This is a genomic window from Arthrobacter sp. (assembly GCF_048266065.1).
In the GTDB taxonomy this organism is placed as follows: Bacteria; Actinomycetota; Actinomycetes; order Actinomycetales; family Micrococcaceae; genus Arthrobacter_H.
The window spans coordinates 155,512-172,969 of the sequence record NZ_JBLXAH010000006.1 but is presented as its reverse complement, the minus strand read 5'-3'; the positions used below and the strand labels follow the sequence as shown (position 1 = coordinate 172,969).

Sequence of the window (17,458 nt, the reverse complement as noted above, 5' to 3'; positions counted from 1 at the left end):
CTCGCCGGTTTCAATGTGACGAAAGCGACGGCAGGGGCGGCGGGCCCCCGGCGGGCTACTTGCCGGACAGCGCCAGGGCGGTCAGCAGCGCAGCCGACATGGCCTCGTGGCCCTTGTCCTCCACCGAACCGGGCAGCCCGGCACGGTCCAGGGCCTGCTGTTCGTCATCACAGGTCAGCACCCCGAAGCCGACCGGGGTGCCGGTGCGCACCGAGACGTCGGTGAGTCCCGCCGTCGCCCCCTGGCAGACGAAGTCGAAGTGGGGGGTGCCCCCGCGGATGACGACGCCCAGTGCCACCACGGCGTCGACGTTGTGGGCGAAGCGGGCCGCAGCGACGGGCAGCTCGAAGGTGCCCGGCACGCGGATGACCTCCGGTGCCGCGATGCCGGCCTCGGCTGCGGCCCGTTGGGCGCCGTCGACGAGTCCGTCCATGACCTCCTGGTGCCAGCTGGCCGCGACGATAACCGCGCGCAATCCTGCCCGGCCGGCCGCCGCCAGCTGCTCCGTCCCGGTGGTGGGTGCTCCGTGTCCGCTCATCAGTGCTTCTCCTTCGTGGTGGTGGGTTCGGTGGTCTCGGGGGTGGCCGCGGTGAAGGCCTCGGCCAGGATCTGGTGGGACATGCGTTCGCGCTTGGTCTGCAGGTACCTGGTGTTTTCCGGTCGGGCGGCAATCGTACTGGGGACGAGGGAGACGACGTCGATGCCCGCCTCGCGGAGCCAACTGGCCTTCAGCGGGTTGTTGGTGATCAACCGGATCCGTTCCAGCCCCAGTCCGTGGAGGATGGCCGCCGCGGCGTCGTAGCGCCGGGCGTCCACGGGCAGGCCCAGCTGTTCGTTGGCCTGGACCGTGTCCGCCCCGCCGTCCTGCAGGGAGTAGGCGCGGATCTTGTTCGCCAGGCCGATGCCACGGCCCTCGTGCCCGCGCAGGTAGACGACCGTGCCCCCGGATGCGGCGATGGCAGCCAACGCGGCGTCGAGCTGTTCGCCGCAGTCGCAGCGGTAGGAGCCGAAGACGTCACCGGTCAGGCATTCCGAGTGCAGCCGCACCAGCGGGACCTCCCCTCCGGCGTGCTGCGGGGTGGGGGCGGTGAGCACCAGGTGTTCCTGGCCGCTGTCGCGTTCGGTCCAGGCCTGCACGGCGAAGGTGCCGTGGGCGGTGGGCACCGCGACCACGGGTCCGCCGAGGACGGCCGCCGAACTGGCGGGTTCCGGTGCCCGGTTGCCCTCGCGGGCCAGGTGTTCGGCCAGGTCCTCGATGCTGATCAACGGGATGGAGAACTCGTCGGCGAAGGCCCGCAGCGCGGGCACCCGCATCATGGTGCCGTCGTCGTGCACCAGTTCGGCGATGACCCCCACCGGCTGCACCCCGGCCAGCCGGCACAGGTCGACGCTGGCCTCGGTGTGGCCGCGGCGTGACAGCACGCCGCCGTCGACGGCGCGCAGCGGGAACATGTGCCCGGGACGGTTGATGGATCCCTGGTTGCTGGCCGGGTCCGAGAGGATGCGGGCGGTCAGGGCGCGGTCGGCGCCGCTGATGCCGGTGGTGATCCCGGCCGCCGCGTCGCAGGAGACCGTGTAGGCGGTGCCCTTGGCGTCCTGGTTGTGTTCGACCATCGGCGGCAGGCCCAGGCGGTCGGCCCGGTCCCCGGGCATCGGCACGCACAGCACTCCCGAGGAGTACCTGATGGTCCAGCCCATCAGTTCCGGGGTGGCGAATTCGGCGGCGAAGATGATGTCGCCCTCGTTCTCGCGGTCCTCGTCGTCGACGACGACGACGGGGCGTCCGGCGGCCATCGCGGCGATCGCGGCGTCCACCGGATCCAGCAGGCTGCCCTCGCCGGGGGTGCCCGCGGTGCCTCCACCCTGCGGGGCGCTCATGACCGGTCCCCGGTGGTGAAGGCTGCCAGTCGTTCGGCGTATTTGGCCATGACGTCGACCTCCAGGTTGACGGCGTCCCCCGGGGTGCGTGCGCCGATGACTGTATCGCGCAGGGTCGTGGGGATGACGCCGACCTCGAAGTACTGCTCCGGCTCCGCGGCGTCGGAGACGGTGGTGACCGTCAACGAGACGCCGTCAACGGCGATGGAGCCCTTGCGGGCGACGTAGCGGGCCAACTCGTGGGGCAGCCCGAAGCGCAGGCGCACCCAGTTCCCCTCGTCCTCGCGTTCGAGCACGGTGCCCGTTCCGTCCACGTGGCCCTGGACGACGTGGCCGTCCAGCCGGCCGCCGGCGGGCAGGCAGCGTTCGAGGTTGACCGGGTCCCCGGGGCGCAGGGCCCCGGTGGTGGTCAGGCGCAGGGACTCCCCCATGACGTCCAGGTCCACCAGGTCGCCGTCGATGGCCGTGGCCGTCAGGCAGACCCCGTTGACGGCGATGGAGCCGCCGAGGCCCAGGTCATGGGTGTGGCCGGGGGCGCTGATGCGCAGGATGGCTGCGTCCTGGCCGGGGACATCCGCGACGTCGTCGACGCGGCCCTGTCCGGTGATGATGCCCGTGAACATTAGCGGGTCCTTTCGTGCTCGGTGACCGTTTCGGGTCGGGAGGTCGGGGTGGGTTCGAGGTGCAGGACGGCGTCGGAGCCCAGTAGCTGGTGGGACGGGCCGCCCCGGTCGTCATAGCGGAAGCGGGTGGCCTCAGCGAGCGTGGTGATGCCCAGGTCGGCGATGGCGTGGCGTCCGCTGCCCAGGAACAGCGGGGCCTGGTAGAGCCAGATCTCATCGACCAGGTCGGCGGCGAGGAAGGCCGTGGCGATGGACGCCCCACCTTCGATCATGGCGTGGTCGATCCCCCGACCTGCCAGGTCGGCCAACACGGCTGCCGGGTCGTGTTCGCGCAAGTGCACGAAGCCCGGCCCGTCGGTGATGGCTGCCCAGGCCGGCACCTCGCGGTGGCCCATCACCACGCGCAGCGGTTGCCGTGCGGCCGGGCTCCCGTCGGGGGTCCGGGCGGTGAGGCGTGGGTTGTCGGCCAGGATGGTGCCGGTGCCGGCAATGATCGCCTCGGCCCGGGCGCGCACGGCATGCGAGTGCTCCCGGGCACCGGCCCCGGTGATCCATTGGCTGGTTCCGTCGGCGGCGGCGATGCGCCCGTCCAGGCTCTGGGCCAGGTGGAGGGTGGTGAAGGGCCGCCCGGCGCGTCGGGCGGCGAACCAGCGGTGGTTCAGCTCCCGGGCCCGCGGCGCGAGCAGGCCCGTGGCGACGACCACCCCTGCCCGGCGGAGCATCCCGGCTCCCCCACCGGCACGGCTGGTCCCGTCGGCGACGGCGTACACCACCCGCCCGATGCCTGCACGGATGATGGCTTCGGCGCAGGGCCCGGTCCTCCCGGTGTGGCTGCACGGTTCCAGGGTGACGAGCATGCTCAGCCGCGCCGCCCGGGCGGCGGGTACCGGGCCGAGGGCCTGAAGGGCCGCGGCTTCCGCATGGGCGGTGCCGGCGCCGGCGTGCCATCCGGTGGCCACGATGGCGCCGTCCTCGTCGAGGATGACGGCGCCGACCAGCGGGTTGGCCCCGCGGACGCCCTGCCCTGCCAGTTCCAGGGCGTGTGCCATGGCGGAGTGTTCGGCGGCGTCGAACCCGGCGTCGGCCGGGTGCCCGGTCATGGGGCACTCCGGGTGATCGGGTCGGGCATGGCCGTTTGGATGATCGCCTGCTCACGGTTGCGCACCCGCCACCAGACGAAGAACCCGGCCAGGGTGAAACCGCCGTAGAACAGGTACATGAAGGCACTGGCGTAGTACCCGGCGCTGAAGAGCAGGGGGACGCCGACGATGTCGACGGCGACCCACAGCAGCCAGAATTCCACCCACCCCTTGGCCATGCCCCAGGTGGCCAGCAGGGAACCGACGAAGGTCCAGGCGTCGGCCCAGACGGGTTCGTAGGAGCCCAGGATCCGGAACAGCGGGGTCAGGGCGATGGTCCCGATCACCAGGACGAGGAGCAGTGTCCAGCGTTCACGGGCCGTGGCCCAGCGCGGCGAGATGGCGGTTCCTGTTCCGCGCGATTGCCGCCACCGGTGGTAGCCGTAGAAGGACACGGCGATGAACATGATCTGGCGGCCGGCCTGGCCCAGCAGGTTCGCCGCGTGGCCGGTGTCGAAGATGCTGCCGAGGAAAACTGTCAGCAACAGCAGGTTGCCGATGATGCCCACCGGCCAGGCCCACACCTTGCGGCGCATGCCGCCGACGGCGCTGGCCAACCCGAAGATGTTCCCGACGACCTCGCGCACCAGCAGCGAGCTGTTGCCGACCGGGATGTTGGCATTGAAGACATCAATGAGCCACCGCAGGGATTCCATCGTTCCTCCTCGTGAGCCGCGGCGGCTCCGGGGGTACGACAGCGAGGGAATCGTTGGGGGTGCGCCGGTGGCGCACCGGTCAACGGACCAGCCCTGTACGTGCTTCTCCCATCCAGACTTTAACTGTCGGTACCGGAATTCCACCGGTTCAACCGTGGTGCCGTGAGGCACCTCGGGTCGCGGACTATGACCGCCGGTTCGGACTTACACCGACCCCGGAGCACGTGTGTTTACTTGTGGAATAAAACTATAGTCCCGTTTCGCCCGACGCCACTACATGTCGCAGTGAGTCGATGGCCGCCGCCGGGTCTTCCGTCCCGTACACGCTGGATCCGGCGACGAAGACGTCCGCTCCTGCCTCGGCGGCCCGCAGGATGGTCTCGCGGGTGATGCCGCCATCCACCTGCAACGCCAACGGCAGTCCCGCCCCGTCGATGGCGGCCCGTGCCCTGCGGATCTTGGGCAGGATGATGTCCAGGAACGACTGGCCGCCGAAGCCCGGTTCCACCGTCATCAGCAACAGCATGTCCAGTTCCGGGAGCATGTCCAGATACGGTTCGACGGCGGTGGCCGGGCGCAGGGCCATGGCCGCCTTCGTGCCACGGGAGCGCAGTTCGCGGGCCAGCCGCACGGGCGCTGCCGACGCCTCGGCATGGAAGGTGACGGACTGGACCCCGAGGTCGGCGTAGTCCGGTGCCCACCGGTCCGCGTCCTCGATCATCAGGTGCACATCCAGCGGCAACCGGCTCACCTGTTCGAGGCGCTGGACGACGGGCAGCCCCAACGTCAGGTTCGGGACGAAGTGGTTGTCCATGACGTCGACATGGACGGCGTCGGCCGTGTGGATGCGGTGCAGTTCCGCCTCGAGGTTGGTGAAATCGGCGGAGAGGATGCTGGGGTGGATGCTGCAGGCGGTCATGGGTCAGCCTTTCGTGGGCGCGGTGGCCCCGTCGTCGAGGGTGATCAGGGCCAGGAACATGGCGTCGGTGGAGTGCACGTGGGGCCACAGCTGGACGGTGGTGCCGCCGGAGGCATGGGTGGTGCCGGCGACTCCGCCGCCCAGGGCCACCGTGTTGACCGTCGCCGCGGTGTCGAGCAGGCGCGCTCCGGGGGTGCGGCGCAGCGCGTCGTCGAGGACGGCCAGCGTCTCGGCAGGATGGGGTGAGCAGGTGGCGTAGGCCAGCACCCCACCGGGCCGCAGCGCGGCGAGGGCGGCATCGAGCAGTTCACCTTGCAGTGTCGTGAGCTCGGCGATGTCGCCGGGGGTCTTGCGCCAGCGGGATTCGGGGCGTCGACGCAGTGCCCCGAGTCCGCTGCAGGGCGCATCCACGATGATCCGGTCGAAGCGCTGGTCGGCGGGGATCTGCAGGTAGCGGCGCCCGTCGCCGACGACGACGTTCCAGGCGACATGGTCCACGGGTCGCAGGGCCTTGCGCACCAGCTCGGCACGATGCTCGGCTGGCTCGTTCGCGGTGACCTCGGCGCCGCGCTCGGCGGCGAGGGCGGCCAGCAGTGCCGCCTTGCCGCCGGGTCCGGCACACAGGTCCAGCCAGTCGGTGTCGCGCCCTTCAAGGGGCACCGCGGCCAGGGCCCGGGCCAGCAGCTGGGATCCGGCGTCCTGGACGCGGGTGGTACCGCGGTGGATGGAGGAAAGCCGGGAGAGGTCCCCGCCGGCGTAGTAGGCGGAGTCCGGCACCAGGGTGCCGGGAGTGGCCCCGTTGTCCAGCGCCTCGTCCAGGGATCCGAGGCCTGGCAGGGCGACGAGGTTGACCACCGGGGCCAGGTTGTCGGCCTCCAGGAGTTCGCCGATCTCCTCCGCGTCGCGGCCGTGGGCCACCAGCGCCTGGCGCATGGCCCTCACGATCCACTCGGGGTGGCTGTGCTCGAGGGCGAGCCGGGCCGCCGGGTCCTCGACGCCGTCGAGGAGCTGTCCGATCCAGGCAGCGGCATCGTGCCGGGTCACCTTGCGCAGCACGGCATTGACGAGTCCCGAGGGCCCGGCCCCGATGACGGCACGGGCGAGCCCGACGGTCTCGTCCAGGGCCGCGTGGTGCGGCACGCGCATGGCCAGCAGCTGGTGGGCGCCCAGGCGCAGCGCATCGAGGATCGCCGGATCCAACTTCTCCAGCGGCCGGTCCACGCAACGGGCCAGGATGGCGTCGTAGAGGCCCCGTCCGCGCAGCGCACCGTAGGCCAGTTCCGTGGCGAATCCGGCATCGCGGCCACTCAGCCCGTGGTCGCGGACGCGCGAGGGAAGGACGAGGTTGGCGTAGGCGTCCTGGTCCACGACGGCACGCAGCACCTCATAGGCGGCCAACCGGGCCGGGTCGGCAATGCGACGGCGCTGGGACGGCGCGGAGGTACTGAAGTGGCGGTTTCCGCTGCCACCGCGGTTGCGCTGCCGCCCGGCGTCGTTGCGGCGGTCGCGGCGTGGTTCGTTGCTCATGCGAAGGTGACCTGCTTTTCGATGTCGGTGGTTCCTGCGCCCAGCCCGCGGGCCCAGTCGGCGGCTGGCATCATCTTCTTGCCCGGTGGCTGCACGGTCACCAGTTCCACGGCGTGGGATCCGGTGCCCACCAGGACCCGCGGTCGCCGGCCGTGCAACACCCGCACGGCGCCGGGGGCCAGATCGGTCACGTCCGGGCAGGGGGTGACGGGGCCGAGCTTGAATCGTTGCCCGTCCAGTTCCGTCCAGGGTCCGGGTTCGGGGGTGGTGCCGTTGATGCGCCGGCGGATCGCCAGGGCGGGTTGGCCCCAGTCGAGGTGGCCGTCTTCCAGCAGCAGCTTGGGGGCCAGGCTCACCTGCCCGGTTTGCGCAACCGGGACCAGGGCGCCGGCGTCGATGCCGTGCAGTGTTTGGGACAGCAGGACGGCACCGCTGTGGGAGAGCCGGTCCAGCAGGGCCCCGGCGGTGTCGTCGGCGCCGATGTCCTCCGTCAGCGTGCCGTACACGGGCCCGGTGTCCAGGCCCTTCTCGAGCCGGAAGGTCACCGCGCCGGTGACATCGTCGCCGTGGATGATCGCGTGCTGGATCGGGGCTGCGCCGCGCCAGGCCGGAAGCAACGAGAAGTGCAGGTTGACCCAGCCATGCCGGGGGATCTCGAGCGCCGGGCCGGGGACCAGTCCCCCATAGGCGACGATGGCGGCGACGTCTGCGTCCACCGCTGAGATCTCCGCGATGGCCCCGGCATCGATCGTGTTGGCCTTGATGACCGGCAGGCCGAGCTCGGCGGCGCGGGCAGCCACCGGTGACGGGGTCAAGACGCGCTTGCGGCCCTGGGGTGCGTCCTCGCGGGTCAACACGGCCACGACGTCGAGCCCGTCGGCCACGAGCCGGTCGAGCGAGGGCACCGCCACCTGGGGGGTGCCGGCGAACAGAACCCTCATCGGCCGACCCCGAACGTGCCGCCACCGAAGCTGGAGTCCACGGCAGGGGCCCGCTTGCTGCGGGTCTTCGCGGCCACGTCGTTGTAGCGGGAGGTGCGGATCTTGCCCAGGGCATCCTTCTTGTCCGCGCCCCGGAGCCGGTCGATGTAGAGCCTGCCGTCCAGGTGGTCGGTCTCATGTTGCAGGCAGCGGGCGAGCATCCCCTCCCCCTCGACCACGAGGGGCTCCCCGTTCACGTCGGCTCCGGTGACCCGGGCCCAGCCGTGCCGCGGCAGGCGGTAGCCCAAGCCGGGGACCGACAGGCAGCCTTCGGAGGCCGACAGGTCCTCCGGGCCGCCCACTTCCAGGACGGGGTTCACGACGTGTCCGTCATGGCCATCGACCCGGTAGGTGAAGACGCGCAGTCCCACGCCGATCTGGGGCGCGGCCAGGCCAGCGCCGTCCACCGCGTCCATGGTCTCGGTCATGTCCGCCACGAGGCGGGCCAATTCGGGCCCGAAGGTGGTGACCTCCGTTGCGGGAGTGCGCAACACCGGGTCGCCCACGATGCGGATTTCCAGAATCGTCATGACTTCATGCTCCTGACGCCGAGTGCCCGGCAATGTGCTGTGGAAAGTCGCCCGGACGCCCCGCGGGGCCGGTCCGATGCGCCTGACCAGTCTACGGGGCCGGTGCCGGAGGCGGACCCACCGGGCGCAGGGGCACCCCGGCCTCGGCCACCTTCATCCCCGACTCCCACACCCGTCGCAGGGCAAAGAACCTGCTCCAGTACGCCGGGAGGACTTCAGGGGCTGCCATCATCGTGCGTACTTCGGTCTCCCCGACGGCCACGCCGAGCAACATCGGGTCCTTTCCGTGCGGCCACTCTTCCCAGGTTCCGGCGGTGGCATCCACGACGATTTCCTCGGCCTTGCAGCCAGCGGCCAACTGCATGACGACCTTGGGGTCCAGTGCCTTCACCCGGCCATCGCGATCGGTGCCCTTGGTCTTGTAGTCGATCAGGCAGAGCCGGCCCCCGATCCGGGCGACCAGGTCCAGGGTGCCGGCGTAGCCGACGGTGTGGTTCCAGATGGTCACTTCGGCCGCCACGGGTTCGACACGGTACTGGTCCCACCAGTCATCGAATCGTGAGGCGAATCCCCCTTCGTCCTTCTCCAGGAGGGCCTCGCGTGCTTCGGCCGCGGCGTGGGGACGTCCCAGGGCCCGCAGTGCCACTTGCTCGCAGTAGGTGTGGACGCGGTCCCCGCGCTCGGCGGCCGCGTTCCTGTAGGTTTCCGCGGCCGATGAGGCGTCCCGGGCAATGGTGCGCAGCTTCGCCGAACTGCCCACGGCAGCGGGCAGGCGGTCGTCCTGGGTGACCGCGGTGGCGGCCATGTGCCCGATCCAGCCGTCCAGGGACATGGAAGCCTGGCCGATGACGGTGGTGATGGAGGGAACCTCGGGCAGGCCGCCGATCTTGCGGGAGTACATGCGGCCATAGGACGTCTGGTGGGCCAGGGCAGGTGAAGTCATGCCCCCGATTCTGGCATGTCGTCCCGACGGGTTGCTTCCCGCCGTCGTGGCCTGTGGGGCCGTGGTTTGGCCGGGGACAGGTCGGACACGCGGGGACGGAGACACCGATTTGGAACTTCGGGGAAACGTCGTATAGAGTTTTTACTCGTTGGAACGCAGCGGAACGGCAGCTCGAAAAGGGCCGGGACGGTGCAGGAAATCAACATGCGGACATAGCTCAGCTGGCTAGAGCGCCACCTTGCCAAGGTGGAGGTCGCGAGTTCGAATCTCGTTGTCCGCTCGCAAGTCACTGTAATGGTCGATTAGTCGTCCAAGCCGGAATCGGGAAACCAATTCGGGTCACGGTGGGGTGGCCGAGTGGCTAGGCAGCGGCCTGCAAAGCCGTATACGCGGGTTCGAATCCCGTCCCCACCTCGCATACGGTAATGTTGCACCCTGAAGAGGGCGATTGGCGCAGCGGTAGCGCGCTTCCCTGACACGGAAGAGGTCACTGGTTCGAACCCAGTATCGCCCACTGAAAAGGCTCCGCCACGGCGGAGTTTTTTTATGCGGACATAGCTCAGCTGGCTAGAGCGCCACCTTGCCAAGGTGGAGGTCGCGAGTTCGAATCTCGTTGTCCGCTCCGCAACCGCCGGTGGCCCTTGGGCCCCGGCGGTTTTTTGCATGCAGCCTGAACGGGGGCGGCATCCGCCCCGGGTTTCGCCGATGGCGCAGAAGTTTTTCCCTCCCACCCCTCGAATTTCCGGGCACCACGTCCCTAGGATGGTGACCAGATGGAGGCAGCTTTGGCCTCCCGGACGAAAGGAGGTGTCACTTGGCTCTTTTTGACGAGCTCAAGGGCAAGGTCGGGGAATTCAAGGACAAGGCCGCCGATTTGGCCGAGGGTGGAGCCGAAAAGCTCCGCGGCGCGGTAGATGGCGTCGGCAACTTCGTCGACGAAAAGACCGATGGCAAGTACTCCAGCCAGGTGAATCACCTGCAAGAATCTGCCAACGATCTGCTCGACAAGGCCGGCGGCAACGACACCGCCCCGCCCGCCTAGGATTTCCCAGCGCCCCAGAGGCGCCCGCCCTGCCCACGAGCACGGCAAACACGGTGCCGGTACCGTCGAGAGACGGGACCGGCACCGTGCTATGTGCCCACGCTGTCGGTTGGCGCCGGATTGATGATGGTCAGCACGCCTGCGGCTCCGGCGGCGGAAGCGTACACGTGCTGCCCGGAGGAGTCCCAGGACGCCACCCCGCCGGCCTCGATCTCGACCTCCCGGCCGACCGGCCCGACCCGGGCACGTCCGCCCACCAGGACGAGCCGCTCGAGCACGCCCGCGCCATGTCCGGGCGAGCGCCGCTCCCCCGGCCCGATGGCCAGCCAGTAGACCTCCACGAGCGAACCGTTGGGCTGGTGGTTCGCCTCGAGCAGGCGTGCGTCGACGGTGCCGCCGCCGATGGGGACCCCCTGCCTGCCGTCCTCGGCCACGAATCCGGACAACGGGACCCCGAGGACTCCCGCGAGGGAGTAGAGGGTCTCCAGGGTCGGGTTTCTGCGCCCCTGTTCGAGTTCCGAGAGCGTGGCCTTGCCGATGCCGGCCGCGGCCGCCAGGCCCGACAGCGAGTAGCCGGCACGTTCGCGTTGCGCGCGGACCCTTCCGCCGACATGGAGGAGGCGACTGTCGATTGCTGGGGGCATGCACCACAGACTACGCTGTGGATCGTTCCGTAAACAGAACGAAGGGCGGCTCCAGCCATGTCATCGACTCCACGGGAACCCGGCTCGCTGTCGCGTCCGCTGACCGCGGGCCTGGTGACGGCCCTCGTCGGCTTCGCCTCGTCCTTCACCGTGGTGCTCGCGGGACTCCACGCAGTGGGTGCCAGCGCCGCCCAGGCGGCCTCCGGCCTGCTGGCCCTCACGCTGGCCTTCGCCGCATGCATGTTCGCCGTTGCCCTGGCCACGCGCCTGCCGGTCACCTTCGCGTGGTCCACACCGGGTGCCGCGCTGCTGGCGTCGGCGGGCGGGCTGGGCCTGGGGTGGGACGAGGCAGTGGGCGGATTCGTCGTCTGCGCCCTGTTGATTTGCCTGACCGGAGCCGTGCCGGCCCTGGGACGACTGCTCATGGCCATCCCCGCCCCGCTCGCCCAGGCGATGCTGGCCGGGGTGCTGTTCGAGTTGTGCCTGGCACCGGTCCACTCCGTGGCGTCCGTCCCCTGGCTGGCGGCACCCATTCTGCTGGCCTGGCTGGTGTGCATGCGCTGGGCGCCCCGCTGGGCCGTCCCCGCGGCGATGGCCGTGACCCTGGTCGTCGTCGTGGCGCACTCCCTGGGCTCCGGGACCGCCCTGCCGGCAGATCTGTGGCCACGTCTGGAGTTCACGGCACCGCGGTTCACGCCCGCCGGCCTCACGGGGATCGCCCTGCCGCTGTTCATCGTCACGATGGCCTCCCAGAACGTCCCGGGCGTCGCCGTCCTGTCGGGCTTCGGTTACCGGACGCCCTGGACGGCGTCGATGCTTGGAAGCGGCGCGGGCAGCCTTGCCGCAGCATGCTTCGGGGGCCACGCCATCAACCTGGCGGCCATCTCGGCGGCCCTGGCCGCCGGCGAGGAGGCGGGTCCCGACCGGTCCCGGCGGTGGATCGCCGCGGTGGCGGCCAGCGGGTTCTACCTCGTGCTCGGCCTCGGCGCGACCCTGGTGGGTGCCGTCGCCGTCGCTGCGCCGGAGGGCCTGCTCGCGGCGGCCGCGGGGCTGGCCCTGTTGGGCACCTTTGGAGCGGCGGCGTCGTCGGCCCTGTCCGATCCGCGGACGCGCCTCGGCGCGCTGACGACGTTCCTGGTCACGGCATCGGGAATCTCGGCAGCGGGCATCGGGGCACCCTTCTGGGGGCTGGCCGGCGGGCTCGCCGTGCGGATGCTGCTCGAACGCCCCGGCCCTACAGCGCTGCTTCCTGGACCTGCTGCCCCTCACGGGCCAGGGCGGTCAGGCGGGAGACGGCTCGGAAGTACTTCTTCTGGTAGCCCCCGGCCATCATCTCCTCGGTGAAGAGGCTGCTGAACGGCTTGCCGCTGGCGACGATCGGGACATCCTTGTCGTAGAGCCGGTCGGCGAGGACCACGAAGCGCAGCGACAGTGCCTGTTCGGTGATGGTGTGCACGTTGTGCAGCACCAGCACGTCGATGTCGGCGACGAGCTGGCGGTACCGGCTCGGGTGCACCGAGGACAGGTGCTTGACCAGTTCGGCGAAATCGTCGACGGCCAGCACCTTGTCCGGGTAGCGCTCCGTGGCGATGGCCTCCAGGTCGGCGTCGTCCTCGGGTTCGGGTGCCTCCGCCAGGCCGCGGTGGCGGAAGTCCTCGCCGTCGATGCGCAGGACGTCGAACTGGTCGGCGAGCACCTGGATCTCCCGCTGGAAGTCCACCGCTGCAAAGCGGCCCTCGCCCAGGGAACCGGGCAGGGTGTTGGAGGTCGCCGCCAGCTTCACACCGGCGTCGGACAATTCACGCATGAGCCGTGACATGAGCACTGTGTCGCCCGGGTCATCGAGTTCGAATTCGTCGATGCACACCAGTTGGTAGCCGCTGAGGACCTCGACGGTCTTGCGGAAGGACAGGGCCCCGACCAGGTTGGTGTACTCCACGAACGTCCCGAAGGCCTTGGGGCCGGGGGCGGCATGCCACAGCGAGGCCAACAGGTGGGTCTTGCCGACGCCGAACCCGCCATCGAGGTAGATCCCGGCCTTGGTCTGCGGCGACTTGCCCCCGAAGAGGCGCCCCATCAGCGACTTCTTCGACGTGCCGATGCCGGCGGCGAACGCCTTGAGCGCCTCGACCGCTTCGGTCTGGGTCGGCTGGGCGGGATCCGGACGGTAGGTGTCGAAGGAGACCACCCCGAACCGGTAGGACGGGTGGAACCCGGCCAGGAGCTCATCCGGGGAGACCTGTGGTGTGCGTTCGGTCAGGTGTTCGATGTGTGCCACGGGCGGGGTCGGTTCCTTAGGTGCGGGGACGGGCCGGCGCGCGGGGCGCACCACGGCCAAGTTTACGCCCCACGCGCAATACACTGCCGCAGATGACCCGCAGGGCCCGGCCCCTCCGGTGGAGGACTAGGCTGGAGGCAGATCCCTACCGTCATGTGAAGTGAGGAACCGTCATGAGCATTGCCCCCGATACCGCAGCCAAGTTCGCCTCCTACGCCCACCCCGGGCGTCTGGTCTCCACCGACTGGCTGGCGGAACACCTGGGCGACGAGGGGCTGGTTGTCGTGGAGTCGAACGAGGACATCCTGCTCTACTCCACAGGGCACATCCCCGGCGCCGTGAACATCGACTGGCACACCGACCTGAACGACGAGGTCACCCGCGACTACATCGACGGGGAGGCCTTCGCCCGGCTGATGTCGGCCAAGGGCATCTCCCGCGACACCACGATCTTGGTCTACGGCGACAAGAGCAACTGGTGGGCCGCCTACGCCCTGTGGGTGTTCACCCTGTTCGGCCACGAGGACGTCCGCCTGCTGGACGGCGGCCGGGACAAGTGGCTGGCCGAGGAACGCGAGACCACCCGCGAGGCGCCGACGCCGGCCCCGGCCGACTACCCGGTGGTGCCCCGCAACGACGATCCGATCCGCGCCTTCCGCGAGGATGTCACCGAGCACTTCGGCAAGCCGCTGATCGACGTGCGCTCGCTGGAGGAGTACACCGGGGAGCGCACCCACATGCCGGCCTACCCGCAGGAGGGCACCCTGCGCGGGGGCCACATCCCCACAGCGGCCTCCGTGCCCTGGGGCAAGGCGGCCAACGAGGACGGGACCTTCAAGGACCGCGCCGAGCTCGAGGCCCTGTACCTGGGCGAGGCCGGACTGGCCGAGGGCGATGACGTCATCGCCTACTGCCGGATCGGCGAGCGTTCCAGCCACACCTGGTTTGTCCTCAAGCACCTGCTCGGTTTCGAGACGGTGCGCAATTACGACGGCTCCTGGACCGAATGGGGCAACTCGGTCCGTGTCCCCATCGCCGTCGGCGCCGACCGCGGCGAGGCCCCGGCTTCGACCCGCGACTAGCCCCGAACCGCCAGCAAAGGAGTACCGACCATGAGCGAGACAGCCGTCCCCGCAGCCCTGGCGGAGATCATCGACGAGTTCAATGCGGTCACCGAACGCGAGCGGCTGGAATTGCTGCTCGAGTTCTCCGATGAGTTGCCGGCCCTGCCCGAGCGCTTCTCCGAACATCCGGAACTGCTCGAGCAGGTCGTGGAGTGCCAGTCGCCGCTGTTCCTGACGGTGGAGATCGCCGCCACCGACACCCACGAGGTCAGCTTGTTCTTCTCCGCGCCGCCGGAGGCCCCGACCTCGCGCGGCTTCGCCGGGGTGTTGAAGGAAGGGCTCGATGGCCTACCGGCCGCCGAGATCCTGGCAGTCCCCGACGACATGCCCGACCGGTTGGGCCTGACCCGGGCCATCACCCCGCTGCGCATGCGGGGCATGACCTCGATGCTCGGACGCATCAAGCGCCAGGTCAACGAGGCGCTCTCCGCCTGACGGGGACGATCGCATGGGCAAGGCACACCGACGCCACGACGCCTCCGGGACGCCGGCCACGCTGGTCCTGGATGCCGACGGCGCGCCCTACACCACCCATGCCTACGAGCACGACCCCTCGGCCGCATCGTTCGGCACGGAGGCAGCCACCGCGCTCGGGGTCGACCCGGCCCGGGTGTTCAAGACCCTGCTGGTCGACACCGGCCGCGGTGGCGCCGACGCCCTGGCGGTCGCCATCGTGCCGGTCACCGGGTCGCTGGACCTGAAGGCTGCGGCGACCGCGCTCGGCGTCAAAAAGGTGAAGATGGCCGACGCCGCCGACGCCCAGCGCCGCACCGGCTACGTGCTGGGGGGCATCTCCCCGCTGGGGCAACGCCACCGCTGCCCCACCCTGCTCGATTCCTCGGCGCTCGGCTGGGACACCATCCACGTTTCCGGCGGGCGCCGCGGGCTGGAAATCGAACTGGCCCCCGCGGATCTGCTGCGCCTGACCGCTGCCCTCGCGGCGCCGCTGGCCGGGCCGTAGCCGGCGCCCCTCCCCCCGGGGAGCTGGCCTATCGGGCCGTGTTGTCCCCCGCCGGTCCGTCCGGCGCGCCACCGCCGGGCCGGGAAGCGCGCATCATCGCGCCGAGCCAACCGGTGACCGTGCGTTCCCAGTGCTGCGGGTCCACATTCCACTCGCGGGTGTGCGCCGCCACCGTGAACCGTTCGAACGTGACCATGTCGGGGTTGAGCTCGGCCAGCTGGGCCGATGGCCCGACGGGGACGAAGTCGTCGTCCTCGCTGTGCAGGATCAGTGTGGGCACGCGCAGCTGGTCGGCCTTGGAGATCCAGTTCAGCGCCTTCAGGTCCACCGGGGTGGCCAGCCCGGTGATCGCGCGGCCGGCCCGGTTGGAGAGCATCCACTGCCCCAGGCGCCCGACGGCCTCGGGGATGCGGTTCAGCTTGGCCTGGTGCAGGAGCACGTCGATCCAGTTGACCACGGGCCCGTCCAGGACGAGCGCCTGGATGTGGCGCTTGTGGCGTGAATGGTCGGCGACCTGCAGGCAGATCGCCCCGCCCATGGACCATCCCATCAAGATGATGTCGCGCGCGCCGTGCAGCAGCGCGAAGTCGATGGCCGCCTCGACGTCCTCCCATTCGGTGCCGCCCAGCCCGTACCGCTGGTCCGCGGCAAAGGGGGCCACGCCGTCGTTGCGGTAGGAGATCAGCAAGGAGGTGATGCCGAGTTCGTCGGCTGCCGAGAGGGCACGCAGGCCTTCGGTGCGCGAGGCACCCCGGCCGTGCACCATGATCGCCCAGGTCCGTTCCCGTCCGGTCCCCCGCACCAGCCAGGCCGGGGCCTCGCCGACCGGGGTGGGGATCTGGACGGATTCGGCCGGGTAGCCCGCATCCTGCGGACTTTCGTAGACGACTCCTGACCACCAACCGCGCACCGCGGTGGCGAGGTCGCCGGTCATGACGTGTTCGACTTTCCGGGCGACGGTGCCCTCGGCGGCCGCGAAGGAGAGCACTTCGCCGATCCTGGCGTGTCCGCGTCCGCCGTTGAAGTAGAGCGAATAGGTGCCGGGGGCAGTGGTCTCCGCGGTGGCCGGCAGGATGACCTCGAGCCCGTCGGCGCCGTGCACGACGGCGAGGATGGCCAGGTCCTCGGTCCTGCGCACCGGGGTCACCACCTGGCGGGCGAAGTACCCTGCCAGGGCCGAGGCGCTGGCGGCCAGCAGGGATCCGGCGGCGACGCCGACCCCGGCGCCGAGCACCGCCCAGCGCAGCAGGGGGGTCCGGGCAGGGGCGGCGGTCGTCGTGTGCTCGCGCATGCGACCATCATTGCAAGTCATCGCGGGACGGCCAAGTTCCGGCGCGGCGCATCGGCTCCGTGGCATGCTGTCACCCATGACACAACCACCCCGGGGTTTCCAGTACCGCCAGCAGGGCGCCGACGTCGTGATCGAGCACCACGGCCAACGCGCGGCGACGCTCCGCGGCAATGTCGCCGCCCGTTTCCTAACCGAGGTCCAGGACGAGGACCCGCAGGAACTCATGGCCCGGATGACCGGGAACTACAAGCGCGGCAACGAGCGGACCGCCCGGGACCACCCGCGCAACCGCCGTCGGTGAGCACCGGCACCCGGCGCCCGGCGCCCCGGGGAATGACCGGGCGGCCCCGGTCGTTGGGAAAGGTGTGAGTACATTTTCTGATCCGAATGCCCCCTCCCCTGCAGTGGTGAAGTCCGACGAGCAGTGGAAAAGCGAACTGAGCCCCGAGGAATACCAGGTCCTCCGCCAGGCGGGGACCGAACGTCCCTTCACCGGGGAGTACTGGGACAGCACCACCGAGGGCGTCTATGCCTGCCGGGCCTGCGGTGCGGAGCTGTTCACCAGCCGGGAGAAGTTCGGTTCGCACTGCGGATGGCCCTCCTTCTACGCCCCCCTGGCGGACGGAACCGTCAGGTACCTGCACGACTCGTCGCTGGGAATGGAGCGCGTCGAGGTCCGCTGCGCGACGTGCGACTCCCACCTGGGCCACCTCTTCGAGGGCGAGGGCTACGACACCCCCACCGACCAGCGGTTCTGCATCAACTCCGTTTCGCTGAGCCTGCGCCCCACCGACGCGTAGACAGCACGCCCCCCGCTGGTCCTGCGGTGGCCGCCGTGACCCGATTGCATGAAGTTCTCTTATGCTCGGGCGCTCCGGCCACCAGGCCTGCTTGATCTCTTCTACGCTGGAGAGACCATCACG

General features: G+C 70.2%; 20 protein-coding genes, 4 tRNA genes and 1 riboswitch. Of the genes, 11 read left to right on the top strand and 13 right to left on the bottom strand.

The window, feature by feature from the left end; genetic code table 11:
• Nucleotides 1–55: 55 nt before the first annotated feature.
• The 10 genes from ribH to ACN0TP_RS11545 all read right to left on the bottom strand — a co-directional run bounded on the left by ribH (nucleotide 56) and on the right by ACN0TP_RS11545 (nucleotide 9,195).
• Nucleotides 56–538: a 6,7-dimethyl-8-ribityllumazine synthase gene (gene ribH / locus ACN0TP_RS11590; RefSeq protein ID WP_417219146.1), complete on the bottom strand. Its 483-nt coding sequence runs from the start codon at nucleotides 536–538 to the stop codon at nucleotides 56–58.
• Complete coding sequence (gene ribB / locus ACN0TP_RS11585) at nucleotides 538–1,878, bottom strand: 3,4-dihydroxy-2-butanone-4-phosphate synthase (protein WP_417219143.1); 1,341 nt, start codon at nucleotides 1,876–1,878, stop codon at nucleotides 538–540. Before ribB ends, ribH begins: the two co-directional genes overlap by 1 nt.
• Nucleotides 1,875–2,501 (bottom strand): riboflavin synthase, encoded by a 627-nt coding sequence (locus ACN0TP_RS11580; protein ID WP_417219141.1) that lies wholly within the window; start codon nucleotides 2,499–2,501, stop codon nucleotides 1,875–1,877. The genes ribB and ACN0TP_RS11580 overlap by 4 nt, the downstream gene beginning before the upstream one ends.
• A complete protein-coding gene (gene ribD / locus ACN0TP_RS11575; protein ID WP_417219139.1) occupies nucleotides 2,501–3,601 on the bottom strand; it encodes a bifunctional diaminohydroxyphosphoribosylaminopyrimidine deaminase/5-amino-6-(5-phosphoribosylamino)uracil reductase RibD in 1,101 nt (366 codons plus the stop codon). Before ribD ends, ACN0TP_RS11580 begins: the two co-directional genes overlap by 1 nt.
• Nucleotides 3,598–4,296: a nicotinamide riboside transporter PnuC gene (gene pnuC, locus ACN0TP_RS11570; protein WP_417219136.1), complete on the bottom strand. Its 699-nt coding sequence runs from the start codon at nucleotides 4,294–4,296 to the stop codon at nucleotides 3,598–3,600. Before pnuC ends, ribD begins: the two co-directional genes overlap by 4 nt.
• 95 nt (nucleotides 4,297–4,391) lie before the next feature.
• A riboswitch (FMN riboswitch) is annotated at nucleotides 4,392–4,524 on the bottom strand.
• Nucleotides 4,525–4,543: 19 nt separating this feature from the next.
• Nucleotides 4,544–5,215, bottom strand: a complete 672-nt coding sequence (gene rpe, locus ACN0TP_RS11565; protein ID WP_417219134.1) for a ribulose-phosphate 3-epimerase — start codon at nucleotides 5,213–5,215, stop codon at nucleotides 4,544–4,546.
• Nucleotides 5,216–5,218: 3 nt separating this feature from the next.
• Nucleotides 5,219–6,742 carry an RsmB/NOP family class I SAM-dependent RNA methyltransferase gene (locus ACN0TP_RS11560; protein WP_417219132.1) on the bottom strand — a complete coding sequence of 508 codons (1,524 nt, stop codon included), beginning with the start codon at nucleotides 6,740–6,742 and terminating at the stop codon, nucleotides 5,219–5,221.
• Entirely contained in the window at nucleotides 6,739–7,683 is a 945-nt protein-coding gene (locus ACN0TP_RS11555) for a methionyl-tRNA formyltransferase (RefSeq protein ID WP_417219129.1), read from the bottom strand. Before ACN0TP_RS11555 ends, ACN0TP_RS11560 begins: the two co-directional genes overlap by 4 nt.
• On the bottom strand, nucleotides 7,680–8,252 hold the full coding sequence (def, locus tag ACN0TP_RS11550) for a peptide deformylase (protein ID WP_417219126.1): 573 nt from the start codon (nucleotides 8,250–8,252) through the stop codon (nucleotides 7,680–7,682). The genes ACN0TP_RS11555 and def overlap by 4 nt, the downstream gene beginning before the upstream one ends.
• Nucleotides 8,253–8,343: 91 nt before the next feature.
• A complete protein-coding gene (locus ACN0TP_RS11545) occupies nucleotides 8,344–9,195 on the bottom strand; it encodes a cytochrome (RefSeq protein WP_417219124.1) in 852 nt (283 codons plus the stop codon).
• A 206-nt stretch (nucleotides 9,196–9,401) separates the two neighbouring features.
• On the opposite strand from ACN0TP_RS11545, the gene ACN0TP_RS11540 reads away from it, so the two are divergent.
• The 5 genes from ACN0TP_RS11540 (at nucleotide 9,402) to ACN0TP_RS11520 (ending at nucleotide 10,237) form a co-directional block, all read left to right on the top strand.
• A tRNA-Gly gene (locus ACN0TP_RS11540) sits at nucleotides 9,402–9,475 on the top strand.
• Nucleotides 9,476–9,538: 63 nt separating this feature from the next.
• Nucleotides 9,539–9,609 (top strand) — tRNA-Cys (locus ACN0TP_RS11535).
• A 28-nt stretch (nucleotides 9,610–9,637) separates the two neighbouring features.
• A tRNA-Val gene (locus ACN0TP_RS11530) sits at nucleotides 9,638–9,709 on the top strand.
• A 34-nt stretch (nucleotides 9,710–9,743) separates the two neighbouring features.
• Nucleotides 9,744–9,817 (top strand) — tRNA-Gly (locus tag ACN0TP_RS11525).
• 192 nt (nucleotides 9,818–10,009) lie between these two features.
• The gene (locus ACN0TP_RS11520; protein WP_417219122.1) at nucleotides 10,010–10,237 is read left to right on the top strand and encodes an antitoxin; all 228 of its coding nucleotides are present in this window, start codon (nucleotides 10,010–10,012) and stop codon (nucleotides 10,235–10,237) included.
• A gap of 89 nt (nucleotides 10,238–10,326) precedes the next feature.
• On the opposite strand, the gene ACN0TP_RS11515 is transcribed toward ACN0TP_RS11520, so the two are convergent.
• Entirely contained in the window at nucleotides 10,327–10,881 is a 555-nt protein-coding gene (locus ACN0TP_RS11515) for a helix-turn-helix domain-containing protein (RefSeq protein ID WP_417219120.1), read from the bottom strand.
• 57 nt (nucleotides 10,882–10,938) lie between these two features.
• Here ACN0TP_RS11515 and ACN0TP_RS11510 point away from each other — a divergent pair, with 57 nt between their 5' ends.
• Nucleotides 10,939–12,225: a benzoate/H(+) symporter BenE family transporter gene (locus ACN0TP_RS11510; RefSeq protein ID WP_417219117.1), complete on the top strand. Its 1,287-nt coding sequence runs from the start codon at nucleotides 10,939–10,941 to the stop codon at nucleotides 12,223–12,225.
• Here ACN0TP_RS11510 and zapE read toward each other — a convergent pair.
• Nucleotides 12,116–13,159 carry a cell division protein ZapE gene (zapE, locus tag ACN0TP_RS11505; RefSeq protein ID WP_417219114.1) on the bottom strand — a complete coding sequence of 348 codons (1,044 nt, stop codon included), beginning with the start codon at nucleotides 13,157–13,159 and terminating at the stop codon, nucleotides 12,116–12,118. The two genes, ACN0TP_RS11510 and zapE, sit on opposite strands and share 110 nt — an antisense overlap.
• Nucleotides 13,160–13,332: 173 nt before the next feature.
• On the opposite strand from zapE, the gene ACN0TP_RS11500 reads away from it, so the two are divergent.
• From ACN0TP_RS11500 to ybaK, 3 genes are read left to right on the top strand one after another with little or no spacing between them, the layout of a single operon-like run.
• Complete coding sequence (locus tag ACN0TP_RS11500; protein ID WP_417219111.1) at nucleotides 13,333–14,241, top strand: sulfurtransferase; 909 nt, start codon at nucleotides 13,333–13,335, stop codon at nucleotides 14,239–14,241.
• Nucleotides 14,242–14,271: 30 nt separating this feature from the next.
• Nucleotides 14,272–14,718, top strand: a complete 447-nt coding sequence (locus ACN0TP_RS11495) for a SufE family protein (protein WP_417219109.1) — start codon at nucleotides 14,272–14,274, stop codon at nucleotides 14,716–14,718.
• Nucleotides 14,719–14,731: 13 nt separating this feature from the next.
• On the top strand, nucleotides 14,732–15,244 hold the full coding sequence (gene ybaK / locus ACN0TP_RS11490) for a Cys-tRNA(Pro) deacylase (RefSeq protein ID WP_417219107.1): 513 nt from the start codon (nucleotides 14,732–14,734) through the stop codon (nucleotides 15,242–15,244).
• Between the two features lie 28 nt (nucleotides 15,245–15,272).
• Here the strand turns inward: ybaK and ACN0TP_RS11485 are convergent, their stop codons facing one another.
• On the bottom strand, nucleotides 15,273–16,535 hold the full coding sequence (locus tag ACN0TP_RS11485; RefSeq protein ID WP_417219105.1) for an alpha/beta hydrolase family protein: 1,263 nt from the start codon (nucleotides 16,533–16,535) through the stop codon (nucleotides 15,273–15,275).
• A 76-nt stretch (nucleotides 16,536–16,611) separates the two neighbouring features.
• Here ACN0TP_RS11485 and ACN0TP_RS11480 point away from each other — a divergent pair, with 76 nt between their 5' ends.
• On the top strand, nucleotides 16,612–16,836 hold the full coding sequence (locus ACN0TP_RS11480; protein ID WP_417219103.1) for a hypothetical protein: 225 nt from the start codon (nucleotides 16,612–16,614) through the stop codon (nucleotides 16,834–16,836).
• A 64-nt stretch (nucleotides 16,837–16,900) separates the two neighbouring features.
• Nucleotides 16,901–17,335: a peptide-methionine (R)-S-oxide reductase MsrB gene (gene msrB, locus ACN0TP_RS11475; protein ID WP_417219101.1), complete on the top strand. Its 435-nt coding sequence runs from the start codon at nucleotides 16,901–16,903 to the stop codon at nucleotides 17,333–17,335.
• Nucleotides 17,336–17,458 lie beyond the last annotated feature (123 nt).

What these genes read in the sequence shown, in the direction of transcription:
- ribH (WP_417219146.1), bottom strand. Translation starts at nt 538, where the DNA reads ATGAGCGGACACGGAGCACCCACCACCGGGACGGAGCAGCTGGCGGCG.
- ribB (WP_417219143.1), bottom strand. Translation starts at nt 1,878, where the DNA reads ATGAGCGCCCCGCAGGGTGGAGGCACCGCGGGCACCCCCGGCGAGGGC.
- ACN0TP_RS11580 (WP_417219141.1), bottom strand. Translation starts at nt 2,501, where the DNA reads ATGTTCACGGGCATCATCACCGGACAGGGCCGCGTCGACGACGTCGCG.
- ribD (WP_417219139.1), bottom strand. Translation starts at nt 3,601, where the DNA reads ATGACCGGGCACCCGGCCGACGCCGGGTTCGACGCCGCCGAACACTCC.
- pnuC (WP_417219136.1), bottom strand. Translation starts at nt 4,296, where the DNA reads ATGGAATCCCTGCGGTGGCTCATTGATGTCTTCAATGCCAACATCCCG.
- rpe (WP_417219134.1), bottom strand. Translation starts at nt 5,215, where the DNA reads ATGACCGCCTGCAGCATCCACCCCAGCATCCTCTCCGCCGATTTCACC.
- ACN0TP_RS11560 (WP_417219132.1), bottom strand. Translation starts at nt 6,742, where the DNA reads ATGAGCAACGAACCACGCCGCGACCGCCGCAACGACGCCGGGCGGCAG.
- ACN0TP_RS11555 (WP_417219129.1), bottom strand. Translation starts at nt 7,683, where the DNA reads ATGAGGGTTCTGTTCGCCGGCACCCCCCAGGTGGCGGTGCCCTCGCTC.
- def (WP_417219126.1), bottom strand. Translation starts at nt 8,252, where the DNA reads ATGACGATTCTGGAAATCCGCATCGTGGGCGACCCGGTGTTGCGCACT.
- ACN0TP_RS11545 (WP_417219124.1), bottom strand. Translation starts at nt 9,195, where the DNA reads ATGACTTCACCTGCCCTGGCCCACCAGACGTCCTATGGCCGCATGTAC.
- ACN0TP_RS11515 (WP_417219120.1), bottom strand. Translation starts at nt 10,881, where the DNA reads ATGCCCCCAGCAATCGACAGTCGCCTCCTCCATGTCGGCGGAAGGGTC.
- ACN0TP_RS11510 (WP_417219117.1), top strand. Translation starts at nt 10,939, where the DNA reads ATGTCATCGACTCCACGGGAACCCGGCTCGCTGTCGCGTCCGCTGACC.
- ACN0TP_RS11500 (WP_417219111.1), top strand. Translation starts at nt 13,333, where the DNA reads ATGAGCATTGCCCCCGATACCGCAGCCAAGTTCGCCTCCTACGCCCAC.
- ACN0TP_RS11495 (WP_417219109.1), top strand. Translation starts at nt 14,272, where the DNA reads ATGAGCGAGACAGCCGTCCCCGCAGCCCTGGCGGAGATCATCGACGAG.
- ybaK (WP_417219107.1), top strand. Translation starts at nt 14,732, where the DNA reads ATGGGCAAGGCACACCGACGCCACGACGCCTCCGGGACGCCGGCCACG.
- ACN0TP_RS11485 (WP_417219105.1), bottom strand. Translation starts at nt 16,535, where the DNA reads ATGCGCGAGCACACGACGACCGCCGCCCCTGCCCGGACCCCCCTGCTG.
- ACN0TP_RS11480 (WP_417219103.1), top strand. Translation starts at nt 16,612, where the DNA reads ATGACACAACCACCCCGGGGTTTCCAGTACCGCCAGCAGGGCGCCGAC.